General features: G+C 51.9%; 11 protein-coding genes. 6 read left to right on the top strand and 5 right to left on the bottom strand.

Translation table 11 applies throughout. The features are described from left to right. Positions 1-102: 102 nt before the first annotated feature. Positions 103-1,410: a tyrosine--tRNA ligase gene (tyrS, locus tag Q4563_RS13495; protein WP_215975776.1), complete on the bottom strand. Its 1,308-nt coding sequence runs from the start codon at positions 1,408-1,410 to the stop codon at positions 103-105. A gap of 290 nt (positions 1,411-1,700) precedes the next feature. Between tyrS and Q4563_RS13490 the strand changes: the two genes are divergently transcribed. The 3 genes from Q4563_RS13490 (at position 1,701) to Q4563_RS13480 (ending at position 9,897) form a co-directional block, all read left to right on the top strand. After that, on the top strand, positions 1,701-3,128 hold the full coding sequence (locus Q4563_RS13490; protein WP_303604832.1) for a peptidoglycan DD-metalloendopeptidase family protein: 1,428 nt from the start codon (positions 1,701-1,703) through the stop codon (positions 3,126-3,128). A gap of 2 nt (positions 3,129-3,130) precedes the next feature. Next, positions 3,131-4,243, top strand: a complete 1,113-nt coding sequence (locus tag Q4563_RS13485; protein ID WP_215975775.1) for an anhydro-N-acetylmuramic acid kinase — start codon at positions 3,131-3,133, stop codon at positions 4,241-4,243. A 371-nt stretch (positions 4,244-4,614) separates the two neighbouring features. After that, positions 4,615-9,897, top strand: a complete 5,283-nt coding sequence (locus tag Q4563_RS13480) for an autotransporter outer membrane beta-barrel domain-containing protein (RefSeq protein WP_303604831.1) — start codon at positions 4,615-4,617, stop codon at positions 9,895-9,897. Positions 9,898-9,979: 82 nt separating this feature from the next. Here the strand turns inward: Q4563_RS13480 and erpA are convergent, their stop codons facing one another. The 4 genes from erpA to argC are packed head-to-tail and all read right to left on the bottom strand — an operon-like array spanning position 9,980 to position 12,627. After that, on the bottom strand, positions 9,980-10,333 hold the full coding sequence (erpA, locus tag Q4563_RS13475) for an iron-sulfur cluster insertion protein ErpA (protein WP_215975773.1): 354 nt from the start codon (positions 10,331-10,333) through the stop codon (positions 9,980-9,982). A 59-nt stretch (positions 10,334-10,392) separates the two neighbouring features. Continuing rightward, positions 10,393-10,794 (bottom strand): bactofilin family protein, encoded by a 402-nt coding sequence (locus Q4563_RS13470; protein WP_303604830.1) that lies wholly within the window; start codon positions 10,792-10,794, stop codon positions 10,393-10,395. A 22-nt stretch (positions 10,795-10,816) separates the two neighbouring features. Further along, the gene (locus tag Q4563_RS13465) at positions 10,817-11,557 is read right to left on the bottom strand and encodes a DUF6776 family protein (protein WP_215975771.1); all 741 of its coding nucleotides are present in this window, start codon (positions 11,555-11,557) and stop codon (positions 10,817-10,819) included. Between the two features lie 23 nt (positions 11,558-11,580). Then, complete coding sequence (argC, locus tag Q4563_RS13460; protein WP_303604829.1) at positions 11,581-12,627, bottom strand: N-acetyl-gamma-glutamyl-phosphate reductase; 1,047 nt, start codon at positions 12,625-12,627, stop codon at positions 11,581-11,583. Positions 12,628-12,773: 146 nt separating this feature from the next. Here argC and hemJ point away from each other — a divergent pair, with 146 nt between their 5' ends. The 3 genes from hemJ (at position 12,774) to hemL (ending at position 15,209) form a co-directional block, all read left to right on the top strand. Further along, complete coding sequence (gene hemJ / locus Q4563_RS13455) at positions 12,774-13,196, top strand: protoporphyrinogen oxidase HemJ (RefSeq protein WP_303604828.1); 423 nt, start codon at positions 12,774-12,776, stop codon at positions 13,194-13,196. Between the two features lie 77 nt (positions 13,197-13,273). Then, positions 13,274-13,915: a thiamine phosphate synthase gene (thiE, locus tag Q4563_RS13450; protein WP_303604827.1), complete on the top strand. Its 642-nt coding sequence runs from the start codon at positions 13,274-13,276 to the stop codon at positions 13,913-13,915. Between the two features lie 10 nt (positions 13,916-13,925). Then, positions 13,926-15,209, top strand: coding sequence for a glutamate-1-semialdehyde 2,1-aminomutase (hemL, locus tag Q4563_RS13445; RefSeq protein WP_303604826.1), 1,284 nt, complete (start codon positions 13,926-13,928; stop codon positions 15,207-15,209). Positions 15,210-15,223: the final 14 nt, after the last annotated feature.

Raw genomic sequence — 15,223 nt, 5'->3', positions numbered from 1 at the left:
ACTACTTTTATGAAATTAATTTTACAGCGCGCAAATTTGCTACAACTTGCCTATAAAAAAGGCGGCCTGCGGCCGCCCTTCTAACTCAACTCAACCTTAACGCTAGAGCACTTCAAACAAGTGGTACTTCTTCTTACCCAGCTTAACAATATAAAAGCGCTGATAACGGGCCAACTCTTCGGCAAAACAGGCCTGCGCATCTAAATTCCGCTCAAAACTTATGGCCTCGCCATTTATTAATACCGCATCACGCCCCAGCGCATCTTTTACCTGCTTACCCGAGGCCGCCATGCCAGCATCAACCAACCACTGCGTCAAGGGCTTCTCACCCAGATCTCCACGCGACAGCGTTGAGCTTGGCAAGCCATCTAACTTCAACTGCATCAGGTCAGTCTCGCCGAGCTGATCCAGGCTGCCGGAAAATAGTGCGTCGGTAATTCGCTCCGCCGCCTGCAACCCTTCCACACCGTGAATCAGTGCCGTCATCTCTCTCGCCAAAACCCCCTGAGCCTGAGGCCGGCCTTCGCCAGCGCGATCTGCCTCCTCGATCTCGACAATCTCCGCCATCGGCAAGAAGGTGAAATAACGCAAGAACTTATAGACATCAGCATCCGCCGTCGCCAACCAAAATTGATAAAAAGCGTAAGGTGATGTTTTATCAGGGTCGAGCCAAACCGTGCCCGACTCAGTTTTACCAAACTTAGTACCGTCAGATTTAGTGACCAACGGCAAGGTCATACCAAAAGCCTCACCGCCATACATACGGCGCGCCAAATCGATACCGCCAGTAATATTACCCCACTGATCGGAGCCGCCAATTTGCAACGTACATTCGTAACGCTTATATAGCTCGGCAAAATCGTATGACTGTAGCAACATATAGGTGAACTCGGTAAAAGAGATACCCGAGCCCTCGCGATCAATCCGCTGCTTCACTGATTCCTTATTAATCATATTGTTGACTGAAAAGTGCTTACCCACATCACGCAGGAAGTCGAGCACATTCATCTGACCTACCCAGTCGAGGTTATTAACCACCTCGGCCGAGTTATCGCCGCATTCAAAATCAATAAAGCGGCTCACCTGATCTTTTAGCTTTTGAGTCCAGCCAGCCACGATATCGGGCGTATTCAACTTGCGTTCGGCGGCTTTAAAACTGGGGTCACCCACCAGACCTGTCGCCCCACCAACCAAGGCAATAGGCTTATGACCCGCCTGCTGGAATCGCTTGAGCGCAAGTAAAGGCACCAAGTGACCAATATGCAAACTGTCCGCAGTAGGGTCAAAACCACTGTACAGTGTACGGCCACCCTCAGCCAGATACTCAGTCAGCGCATCACCACCTGTGGTTTGGGCAATAAGACCGCGCGCTTGCAAATCTTCAAACAGTGATGGATCAATAGTGGTCATGGTTTTACCTTAAAGGTCATTATTCATCATTAATGCCACCTATAAGTGGCCAATCTAGGCGGGCAAAGATACCTGATATAGGTGCAAAAACAAGCCCCTTTCCCAGCAAAACAAACAGCCAGCCTGGCAACTTTTTACGCCGCCTGCTGACTAACACTGAGGCAACCTATAACAACCAAAGAAGAAAAAGCGAGCATCGCTCAAAAAACGACCAGAAAATATCGATATTAAACCGCTTTTCTGATATAACTATGCGCAACACCAACCTCCGAAATAGGCTTAAGAGACACGTGCAAGCCCCTGATAAACATAGATTAAGCGGCCCGAAAGCCCTAATAAACAGCTTTCCTAAGGGTCATATGGTTGCCGCTGGGGTGCTCGCCTTAGGGTTAATCGCTTGGGCATCGACCTCGCCGTCGAAGCCAAGCCTGCCTGCACCCACGCAAACACAAGCGGATGTTAACGCGGAGCCTTTGCAAACACTTCCCAGCCAGGAAATACTGCCGACGACTCAGATCGAGCCAAATACGCCTAATCTGCAAGTAGTCACCCAACCGGTTGCCGTCACTCAAGTCGCCGAGCCCAGCCTCCCCGATTTAGAGCAGCAGCGATTCACTGTGCGCTCTGGTGACAGCCTGTCTAGCATCTTCAAACGCGCCGGATTAACCGATCGCGATGTGTACGATCTGACTCACTCCTGCCCAGAAGCTAAATCTCTCACCCGTATCATGCCCGGCCACGAAATTGTGTTTTATCTGGATAATAGCGGCAACTTGCAGAAGCTGAGCCATATCACCAACCGCTTAAATTCAACCCATTTTGAGAAAAATGCAGACAGCTATGTCAGCATTAAAGAAATAAAACAGCCTGAGATCCGCAACGCATACCAAGAGGCAACCATTAATAGCTCTTTGTATATGGCAGCAACCGGCGTCGGCATGCCCGACAGCTTGATTATGGAAATGGCCACCGTCTTTGGCTGGGACATCGACTTTGCCCTCGACTTACGCAAGGGCGACCATTTTAGTGTGCTCTATGAAGAAAAGTTTCTCGATGGTGAAAAGATTGGCAACGGGGCAATTCTAGCGGCAGAGTTCACTAATCGGGGCGACAAGTTCCGTGCGGTTCGCTACACCCACGCCAATGGCGAAGCTCACTACTACACCCCCGAGGGGCAGAGTATGCGCAAGGCCTTCTTACTGGCACCTGTGGATTTCCGCCGCATCAGTGGCAATTTCAACCCGCGCCGTCTGCACCCCATTTTTAAAACGGCCAGACCTCACCGCGGCACCGATTACGCAGCCAACCGCGGCACCCCCGTTTGGGCCTCCGGCGACGGCCGAGTTATTGCCTCTAGCTACAACAAAGCCAACGGTAATTATGTGTTTATCCAACATGGCAACAATGTTGTTACCAAATATTTGCACCTGCACAAACGGCACGTCAAAAAAGGGCAGCGAGTGAAACAAAAGCAAACCATTGGCACTGTCGGCTCAACAGGCTATTCAACGGGCCCGCATTTGCATTATGAATTCTTGCTCGATGGCGTACACCGCAACCCACGCACCATTGTGCAGAAGCTGCCTAAAGCTAAGTCTATTGCCGATGCACAGATGCAGGACTTCGTCAGCCAGACACAGCCGATTATAGCCTCGCTAGAGCAACGCTATAACGCATCTCGTCTAGCCATGAACTCTACTGAACGCACTATCAACTGATCATGGCGCTGTATATTGGCCTAATGTCCGGTACCAGTGCCGACGGAATAGACGCCGCACTGGTCGATATTAATGACGAGCGCACTCAGCTACTCGCTCACCATGGCCACGACTTTAATCATCAGATGCGTGAGCGTATCCACGCCCTATGCGCCAGTGGCATCGAAGAGATTGAACGAGCAGGCACCATGGATAACGAGCTGGGTGAGCTGTTTGCCCAAGCTGCACTCAAGCTGCTGGAGGACGCCGGCATCGCAGCCAGCGAGGTTGCCGCCATCGGCAGCCACGGCCAAACTATACGTCACCGGCCGCCAGGCAGCGTAGCACACCCCTTCACCCTACAGATTGCCGACCCTAATATTATTGCCGCACGCACCGGTATTACCACCGTGGCCGACTTTCGTCGCCGTGACATGGCAATGGGCGGTCAGGGTGCACCGCTGGTACCAGCGTTTCATCGCGCAGCTTTTGCCGCCCCCAATATCGACCGCGCCATTGTCAATATTGGCGGTATCGCCAATATCACCTGGCTGAGCCATAACCGGCCAACCTTGGGCTTTGATACCGGCCCCGGCAACTGCCTAATGGACGCCTGGGTTGGGCGCCACCGAGAACAACGATACGACACTAATGGTGACTGGGCCCGCACTGGCCGTATTAATACGCCCCTGCTGGAAATCCTGTTAGAACACCCCTATTTCGCCCTGCCGCTGCCCAAGAGCACAGGACGTGAAGATTTTCATCTGGGATGGCTAGACTGCCAACTGGAAGAAGTTAACGATCTGACCCCAGAGGATGTACAGGCAACATTAATGGCGTTGTCGGTAGAGAGCATCGCTCGTAGCATAGAAAATCATCTGCGACGCGAGATTGGGTGTGAAGTATACATTTGCGGTGGCGGTGCATTGAACACCACGTTGATAGAAAGTCTGGTCACTCGTTTGACGCCCCATCCGATTGCCAGCACCCGAGCGCTAGGCATCGACCCCGAATGGGTGGAAGCAGCCACCTTTGCCTGGCTGGCACAGCAGACTCTAGCAGGTTTACCCGGCAATCTGCCGAGTGTGACCGGCGCTCGCAAAGCGGTTGTGCTGGGCGGAATTTACCCTGCGTAATATCTCCATACGTGCGAATCCTGAGAAATTCTTAAGATTGTTTTTCAGTTTAATTAACATGCCATTTTTTACCTGAAATCCCCACAAGCGCATTTTCCAGTATCGTTTACAGGCTCTAGATACCAGCTTCGACTAAACAAAACCTGTAAAACTGTACATAGCGCTGGGGTAGCGCTTTCCCTAATAAGCATCTCTTTGACGAATATTCCAAAGCAATGTCACCTCTCTGGCCCTACAAGTAACGACACACCAATAGCTTAATCACATCTCATTTTGCGGAAAGTGGATAGTGGTAGTGTTGCGCCTTAAGTATCATTTGGCGGCAACGGCGCTGTAGTCCCGTTCATACATCACTATTAAAAGGAACGGGCATGAATCGATATCACCACGTTATCTGGAACGCTATCCGTGGGCAATGGGTGGTCGTAGGTGAACTGGCGAAAACCAAAGTCAAGGCTCGCAGAGCGACGCGCAAAACACCTCTCTCGCCCTGCCGCCCACGATTGACCACCACCCTACTTGGGCTACTTATTGTTAATTCAGCCTCCGCGGGCACGTGGCTACACCCAGCAAGCGGGAGTTGGTCTGACACAAGTTTCTGGAGTGACGGGGCTGTTCCTGACGCAACCACATTTGCCGTTATCAATAATGGCGGCAGTGCCATTATTACATCTGAAAATCCGTTTGCCTATGAGCTCCAGATCAACAATAACTCCAGCGTTATCATCGACGGTACCGCCACCGCCCTTCTAGGCACCCCAACGACATTGCGGATATTGGATCGTTTAGAGCTGAACAGCGGTAATCTTATTGTGCGTCACGGCGGTGTTGCCAATATACCGAGCATGTTAAATGCCCTTGGCGAAAACACTATTTCGGTACAATACAGCGGATCTGAGTTGAAGCTGAATCAAAATGAAACAAACATCAACTCCAACGGCGGCATGACTTTATCAATCAGGAACGGGGGGGTGGTCGACTCCAAAATAAACACACTCGGCAACCTGGCCAACCAGAGAGGAACCGTTATTGTCGATGGCTCAGACCCTTTTGACGGCACAACGTCGCACTGGAAAACAATGGGCATTGAGGTTGGCTCATTGGGTGATGGCACGCTCACCGTCAGCAGGGAGGCGAGAGTCTCCACCGAGACAAACTACGACGTCAAAATCGGGCGAGATCTTTCCGACATTTCTCAACATGATCTAGATTTTTATGGCGCAGGCGCGCTTGATCCCGACGCCGCCAATACCGTCAACTCTCTTAACATTGGTGCAGCCGCGGGCGGAACGCCAGTGAGGCCAGGCAGCGTTAATACTGAGAGCATCGTTTTTGGCCAAGGGACAAACAGCCTCGTCTTTAATCACAGCAGTAGCAATTTTGAATTCGGGCCCGATATCATCATTGATCACAGACTCCTGCCTCTGCCCAGAATTGATTTTTTTGCTGGCACCACCACTCTTACCGGGAACGTCTTGTCACGTGGCAGTGATGTTTTTGGTAATCCGATGGATTTTTTGGGTGACATTATTATCCACAATAAGGCCGAGCTGTCGATTGGTAATGGTAGTGGCACAGGGTGGATTGACGGCGATATTACCAATAACGGGACACTGACCTTTCATCACCCCCACAACCGGACTTATGAACACAGCTTAAGTGGGGTTGGCACTCTCGTTAAAGGTGGGGACAACAGACTCGCACTGACGGCTCGGGTCAACAACACGGGCGACGTCAATGTAAACGCCGGTACTCTTACGGTTACCCGTGGCAGCAAAGTGGACGAGATTAACGACTCAACTCTGAACAGCGCTAACGGTTCTATTGGAGATGTCGCGAACAGCGACGGCAATGTCAATGTATCCGGCGTCAATGCCATCTGGAGCATTGACGCTAACCTTATTGTTGGCCACTTTGGCACCGGCCATCTGAGCATCAATGACGCTGGCACAACAATCAACACTCTGGCAGTTATCGGCGATAAAGCTGGCAGCACCGGTAGCGCCACTGTCAGCGGCGAGGGATCGACCTGGAACAACCTCGGCGACCTCTTTGTTGGCAATGAAAGTAGCGGTGAATTAACAATTACTGACAGCGGTGTGGTAGCAGCCGTTGGCGGCCTAATAGGTGCAGACGCTGCAGTCACGGGCGTCATCAATGTAGATGGTGCAGGCTCTCGCCTCAACAGCAATTCGTTGGTAATTGGCAGCAACGGCCAAGGTAGTCTGAATTTAACCAATGGTGGCCGTGCGAATGTTAGCGGTCAAGTGACCATTGGTCTCAATGCTGGCAGCAACGGGGTCCTGAATATTGGGGCCGCCGTGGGCGAATCCCCCATCGCCGCCGGCACACTGTCAGCAGGTTCAATGCAATTTGGCAGCGGCTCAGGCAAACTGATTTTCAATCACACCAACAACATTACCTTCGGCGAAAGCGTGTCGGGCAGCGGTTCGGTTGATCTTTACGCGGGCACCACCAGATTCACTGAATTTCAGACTTATACGGGCGACACCACCATTCATGGCGGCAAACTTATCATTGGAGCGCCAGGTTCACGAGGCAGTATTGCCGGCAATATTATCAATAACGGCTCATTGGATTTTAGCCGCAGTACCTCGCACACCCATACGGGGAACATCAATGGCAGCGGATCCATAACACTCAACAACAATCTGCAAACTCTCACCGTAACGGGAAATCTTACCCACGAGGGGGGAACAACCATCAGCAATGGCCAGCTGAATGTGGGCAATGGCGGTACCAGCGGCAGTCTCGCGGGCAATGTCTCCATTGCGAGCGGCGCAACGCTGGCATTCAACCGATCAGACAACATCTCTTTTGCCGGAAACGTTGCTGGTAACGGTTACGGCAACCTGATCAAAAGAAATATCGGCACTCTTAATCTGACCGGTAGTAGCGACGTGCAAACCTTTACTATCGATAACGGTGCCGTAACCCTGAACAATGGTGGCAGCGTTAAGAGCCGGACTGGCATTATTGCCGACGCGGGTGGCACCAGTCATATGACGGTCGATGGTGCTGGGTCGCGCTGGGATGCATATGAAATCAACGTGGGTACTATGAATACTGGAGCACTCACCATCAGCAATGGCGGCAGTGTTAACGTTACGGTCGACAATTTTCAAACCCATTTCCTGAAGGGCGATGTGTTTTTGGGTACGTCCAGTGCGAGTGGCACACTCAATATTGGTGCAGCTGCGAGTGACAGTGCAATAGCGGCGGGGAATTTAACGGCCGTCCGGGTAACCTTACAATCCGACGCTAGTCATATTGTATTCAATCACACCAACACCAATTACGACTTTGCATCCAACATCGCGGGCGATGGCTCGATCGATCTCTATTCCGGAACCACCACACTGTCAGGCAACAATACCTACAGTGGCAACACTACCGTCAATGGCGGTACCCTCAACGTCAATAATGTAACAGGCAGTGCCACCGGCAACAGCAGTGTCAGCATTGCCGGCGGTGCCAGCCTGACCGGTAGTGGTCATATTGCCGGTGACGTCATCATCGCCAGTGGCGGCCATCTTGCCGCGGGCAACTCGCCGGGAAACCTCACACTAGGCGAGCTGTTATTGAATAACGCCTCAGTTCTCGACTTTGAATTGGACGCGCCCAGTGGCACCGCGGGTATTGATAACGACTTGATTACGGTTACCGGCGACCTAACCCTAGACGGCATTCTCAACATCACCGACCTCGGCGGGTTTGACTTCGCCTCGGACCTCGGCGACAGCGGCACCTACAGACTGTTCAACTACGCAGGCACACTGGTTGATAATGCCATGGAATTTGGCGCTGGGTTATTGACTGGTTACAGCTACCGCATTGACACCTCCACACCAGGTGTTATCTCACTGGTGGCTGGTTTCGCAGGCCTGCAGTTTTGGGATGGTAACAACACTATCGCTGATAACACTGTTGCCGGGGGCAATGGAACCTGGAGCTCTTCCGCCAGCAACTGGACCAATCAATCCGGCGATGTGAACTCTACCTGGGGATCTCTAGTAGCCGTTTTTGGCGGCGCAACAGGCACGGTCGAAGTAGACGGCACACATACAGTGAGTGGCCTGCAGTTCGCCACCGATGGCTATCGAATACAAGACGCCAACGCTAATGGCGGCTTGATGCTGGCTAACGATGGGGCCGAAATTCGTGTTGACAGCGACACAGGTGCCGCCATCAACCTTACCGTTAGCGGAGATGGCCGTTTAACCAAAACAGGCGCTGGCACACTGAGCCTGATCCGCAGTAACACCTATAATGGCGGCACTCACATTAATGCCGGCACTCTCGTCATCGGCAACGATGACGCACTTGGCACCGGGCTATTGACCATAGGCGATGGCACAACACTGGCCACCGACGGCGATCCTCGCCGCATCCACAACGATATCGCCGCGAACGGCGACTTCAGCCTCTTTCCGCATGGCACCATCGTCAACACCTCAGCTTTTGAGCTGGACGGCAACATAAACTTGCAAGGAGGCGACCGTACGATCACCAATACATCGGACTTTAATGCATTCGACTTCGGCCAGGTTACTTTGGGCGGTGTTATTTCCAGCGGCGGCCTAGTCCTGTCCGATAAAGGATTGGCCCCCGGAGGTAACGTGGTCTTTTTCGCCATGGATGGAACCCAAGCAAATACCTACACCGGCAACACGGTTGTGAAGTCCAACGTGTCGTTACAACTGTCCAAAAGCGCTAACGTTACTGCCATCGCAGGGGATATCGCCATTCAACAGGAGTCGATAGTGGTGGTGGCCAACGACGAGCAGATTGCTGACACATCGAACCTCACCTTTACAGGCAATGCACAGTTACAAGTTGGCGTCGGGGCAGCCGCCACTGAAACAGTAAGTACCATAAGTGACGATGGCAACGGTATGGCCCTCATTGATCTTCACGGGAATGGCAGCGCAATAGCGGTCTCTAGCGGTAATTTTAGTGGCTCGATCCAAGGGGGGCAGGCTAATACTACCTCCCTGACCAAAAACGGAAGTGAAACATTGGCACTAAATGGGGCCAGTACTTATACCGGTGACACTACTGTCAACAGTGGCGCTCTTCTGATTAATAATCTTACAGGTAGTGCCACCGGAACAGGCAGTGTGACGCTAGTCAGCGGCAGTAGACTCAGTGGCGATGGCACTATTACAGGCTCAGTCAGGGTAGACGACAACGCCACTATTGCAGCTGGCAATTCCCCCGGCACCCTCACTGTGGGTGAACTACTACTAAATAACGCCTCTATTCTGGAGTTTGAACTGAGCAGTCCCGCCGGCACCGCCGGAGTGGACAGTGACTTGATAGTGGTGAGTGGCAACTTGACGCTGGACGGAACCCTAGAAATTATCGACTGGGGTGGGTATGGCGCAGGCACCTATCGATTAATTACCTACACGGGTACTTTCGTCGACAATGGCCTGGATATTAGCTCACAACCCTCAGACTTTAATGCCGCGCTTGATACCACCAACCCAGGGGAGATAAATTTGGTGGTTACAAACGAAGTTACAAGCACTCCACATGCATTACCAACTTTTGGGCTACCTGGATTAGGTTTGTTAGCACTGTTACTTTCCTTGACAGGAATGAGGTTGTTCCCGCGAGAGAAAAGATAACCTTAAGAGAGAGTCTACTCTGTAGAGGCTAAACGTTGAGCGGTCAATTTACGGGTTTGGCGATCTATATCGCCAATCAGCCTTAAACAGAAAAAGAGGCGCCGCAGCCGCAAGTAGTGGCCGCATTGGGGTTGGTCACAACAAATTTGGCCCCTTGCAGCCCTTCACTGTAGTCAACATTTGCGCCGACCAAATAAGGGTAGCTCATGGCATCTACCACGACTTTAACGCCGTCTTTTTCTACCACGGTGTCGTCTTCAGCGGTGGTATCATCGAAGGTGAAGCCGTATTGAAAGCCTGAGCAGCCGCCGCCTGTTACATAAACACGCAGCTTGAGCTCATCGTTACCCTCTTCCTCAATCAGGCTTTTTACCTTGGCCACAGCTTGGGCGCTGACGTATATTGGCTCTGGGGTAAAAACTTCTGGGGTAGACATAGACAAACTCCGATACTGGCTGACCGCACATTATCCCAATACCAGAGTAAAACAGTCAACTATTTCGCATCAACTGGCTGATTCTTATCCGCAGACTTACCGGTACCTTTATTTGCCTGGGGCGGCTCACCGTAAACCAAAGCGCCATTAACCTGCGCGCCTTTCACCATTTCAATCAATTGATAGTGGACGTTTCCTTCTACCACAGCCTTGGCAGCCAGCTCCACATGCTTACCGGAATACACATTGCCAATCACTTTGCCATTGATAACGACCATTGGAACACGGATTTCGCCCTCAACGGTGCCCTTGGCCGCCACAACTAATTTGGCATCAGCACCGCCCTCGACAATAATATTGCCTTTAACCGTGCCTTCAACTTGCAGATCCCCACTAAAATGAATATCGCCGACGATACTGGTTCCTTTGGAAATTAAGGTGTGACTATTGCTAAACGCCATTATGCTTATGCTCCCGCACTTATTATCGATCTTCGACGAGCCAACCGTAGCTCTTGTGAACCTTGACGCTGTTGCGGCCAGATGACTCAGCCGACAGCTCAAGCTTTTGTACTTCAAACCCTTCGGGCAAGGTCAACTCACCCTCAATATTTTGGAAATATTTAAACCGTAATTTTATGTCTTCCTCTTCAATCGAGTCTGCCAACTGGTAAAGCGGTACCCGTGTAATCACGCCATCGCGCCGCCCCACGACATCCACTCGCAGCTCACCATTAAGCACTTGATGGTTGGTAGCCAATTGCTGCATAACGATTTTAAACGTATAACGCCCAGGCACCGCCGATTCAACAATATTCACCTCTCCAATCGTCAAGCCACTGTTGGCCTCACTGGGCGCCATTAGACCGCGATAAAATGAGATGTCGGTTTCCAGATTTGCAACTTCTTGGCGCAAGGAGACGATTTCATTGCGCACCTCTTCGCTGGCGTATTGATCTACCTCGGATGCTAGCGATAAATTGGCCACTTGTTGGCGCAAATCTGCGGATTCTTGCTCAGAGGCTTGCAATTGATCGCGCAGGATAGATACCTGTTTAAGAGCGCCTGCTTGCGTACCCATACCTTGCCAATAGCCGCCCCAATAAGCGCCTGCCACACAGGCTGCTATCACCAAAAGCGTTAGTACAAACATCAAAAAACGCCTGACCGGACGGTGTGGCACCACGCGTAGCGGGTGCTGTTTACTGCCTTTAACTGCGCTCATATTGTTCCGTTTATCACTGGTTATTAGGGAAGCAGCGCCACTACATCTAAGCCTGCGGTTTCCTCAAAGCCAAACATAATATTCATATTCTGAATGGCTTGCCCCGCAGCACCTTTGGTGAGGTTGTCGATAACCGACAACACCACTATGGTATCTCGCCCTTGCGGCTGGCACACGGAAATGCGGCACATATTCGAGCCCTTGACCGAGCGAGTTTCAGGCACTACGCCTTCGGGTAAAACATCGACAAATGGCTCATCCGCGTAGCGTTGCTCAAACAAACTCTGTAGATCAGGTAGGGACTCAGGCGCTAAAGCACGAGCGTAGGAGGTGGCATGAATACCGCGTACCATAGGCAACAAGTGAGGCACAAATGTCACCTCGGGGGGTGTTGCACCCGCAGGCTGAGCGTCGTGCAGGGCTTGTTCGATTTCAGGCAAATGGCGGTGACCGGCAACGCCATACGCTTTAAAACTGCCGCTGTTCTCAGCCAGCAACATACCCACTTTGGCCTGACGACCTGCACCGGTGGTACCACTGGCTGCACTTATAATCAGTCCGTTGGGATCCACCAGTTGATTTTCCAACAGGGGCAATAAGCCCAGTTGTGCCGCAGTAGGGTAGCAACCTGGGCAAGCCACCAATTTAGCCTGCTTAATAGCGTCGCGATTATTCTCTGGTAAGCCATAAACCGCCTGATCAATTAATTCCGGACAGCCGTGGGCCTGATTGTACCAATGCGCCCACAGTTCAGCGTCGCGGATACGAAAATCGGCCGACAGGTCAACCACTCGGGTACCGGTCGCCATCAAGGCTGGCATTAAATTTTGCGCAACGCCATGTGGGGTGGCAAAAAACACCACATCGCAGCGTCCTAACACCTCCACATCCGGTTCGGTGAAGCAAAGGTCAACATGGCCACGCAGGTTAGGGTAGAGATCACTGACCGGCAAACCTGCCTCGGCGCGGGACGTAATCACGCTCACCTGTGCCTGTGAATGCTTGCACAGTAAACGCAACAGCTCGACCCCGGTATAACCGGTTCCCCCGACAATCCCCACATTAATCACGATAGCAACCTCTCGTTGGTTTGCGCCATTAGAGCAGCGCCAATAAAGAAGCCTATCATAAGAGTGCAGCCGAAAAATTGCCAGTCGCTGGGCGCCACACAGTGGCGATGGCATAATAGAGCGCTGAATTATCGAGGATTGTTTTTATGCTGTGGATAAAAGCCCTGCACATCATCTCTGTGATCTGCTGGTTCGCCGCGCTTTTTTACCTACCGAGACTGTTTGTCTATCATGCGATGTGTCGCGATGATGTAGGCAGCGAGCGCTTTAAAGTCATGGAGCGCAAACTTTACCGCGGTATCGCGACCCCGGCCATGATTGCCACCTTGGTGTTTGGCTTGGGGCTGGTGCATTTTCAATGGGAGTACCTCAAGATCACTTATTGGTTTTGGCTAAAAATGGGACTCGTGGCCCTTCTGATCGGTTATCACCATCTGTGCGGGGCATATTTAAAACGCTTTGCGCGCGACGACAATCCTCACACCGATCGCTTTTATCGTATTTTTAATGAGCTGCCGGTTTTTGCTCTCGTTGCTATCGTTATTTTAGCGGTAGTAAAACCTTTTTAACCCCAGCTGGGCACAATAATGCCTCACGCCGGGGTTATTACTTCGCAACCGGATTAACGCTTGCTAAAATAGCCGCTATGTCGATATCACTTTTGTCCAATAACCACCTCTATACCATTACCGACTGCGCTCACCTACCTTGGGATACTCTTTATAATCGTATTGCGCAAGCCTTAGCAGGTGGCTGTACTATAGTGCAGTATCGGGATAAGTCTCGGGATCAATCCCGGCGCCTTAGCGAAGCGCGCCAATTACTCGCCCTATGTCAACAATCGAACGCCAAGCTTATTATTAACGATGACATCGAACTGGCCCGAGCCGTAAGCGCCGATGGTGTTCATCTCGGGCAAGGTGATACCAGTATTACGCACGCCCGACAAAGGCTGGGCGAGAAAGCCATTATTGGTATTACTTGTCACGCTGAGCTTGCTTTAGCGGAGCACGCCTTGAATCAGGGTGCTGACTATATTGCCTTTGGTCGCTTTTTCCCTTCGCGCACCAAGCCCGAGGCACCACCGGCGCCTCAGCAATTACTGCGCGATGCCCGTCAACGCTGGCCGAATATCTGTATAGTGGCCATTGGTGGTGTCACAGCGCACAATGCCGAGCAGTTAATCCAATCCGGTGCGAACTATGTGGCTATATGCCACGAGATTTGCCATCACATTGACCCCAAAGCCTATGCCAACGCTTTTAAGTGCGCACAGGCCGATTTATAACGAGGACATCATGAGCCGATCCGATCAGTTATTTGCCCAAGCTGCGCAGTTTATACCAGGCGGGGTAAACTCCCCTGTGCGCGCGTTTAAAGCGGTGGGTGGCACACCTGTTTTTTTACAAAGTGCCGCGGGGGCACGCATTACCGATGTCGACGGCAAAAATTACATCGACTATGTACAATCTTGGGGGCCAATGATTCTCGGTCATAACCACCCGGAGGTGATCGCCGCCGTGCAAAATGCAATCGCCTCTGGGCTTACCTTTGGCGCCCCGACAGAGCGGGAAACCCAGCTGGCTGAAATGGTCTGCAAGCGTATGCCCGGCATGGACTTAGTGCGTTTCGTGAACTCGGGTACCGAGGCGACCATGAGCGCTATTCGCTTAGCGCGCGCTCACACCGAACGTGACACCATAGTGAAATTTGAAGGTTGTTATCATGGCCACTCCGACTCGCTACTGGTAAAAGCCGGCTCCGGCGCCCTTACCTTAGGGGTACCCAGCTCGCCAGGGGTCCCCAAGGTTTTGGCCGATCACACCGTCACCCTTAATTACAACGACAGCGCACAGGTGCGGGAATTTTTTGCTCAGCACGGCGACAAGGTCGCCTGCATTATTGTTGAGCCCGTAGCTGGCAATATGAATTGCATTCCTCCCGTACCCGGTTTTTTACAAACTCTAAGAGATGTCTGTGACCAATACGCCAGCGTGTTAATTTTTGATGAAGTAATGACAGGTTTTCGTGTAAGCGCCACGGGCGCGCAGGGGCACTACCATGTTCAACCCGACCTGACCACCCTAGGCAAGGTTGTGGGCGGCGGCATGCCAGTGGGCGCGTTTGGCGGGCGCTCTGATATTATGCAAAAGATTGCCCCCGCCGGGCCGGTCTATCAAGCCGGCACTCTATCGGGCAACCCGGTGGCCATGGCGGCTGGCATCGCCACTTTACAATTACTGGATGCTGACAACTTTTACCCAGAACTGTGCCGCAAAACCCAAAAATTGGTGGAGGGTTTGCAAGCTGCTGCCGATAGCGCGGGCATCGCTTTTACCACTAACCACGTGGGTAGTATGTTCGGTGGTTTTTTTACCGAAGAGAGTCAGGTCACAAATTACCAACAAGTCATGGCTTGCGACACTGAGCGCTTTAATCGATTTTTTCACGGTATGTTAGATGCCGGGGTATATTTGGCACCCGCGTCTTACGAGGCAGGCTTTATGTCACAAGCTCACACGGATGAAGATATCGAACACACCATTGCTTGCGCACAAAAGGTGTTTACTCAACTGGCATAATTGGCTCTTAGCGA

The sequence above is a fragment of the Gilvimarinus sp. 1_MG-2023 genome (assembly GCF_030548285.1).
Note: the sequence above shows the minus strand (reverse complement) of the source record. Positions and strands in the feature narration are given on the sequence as shown.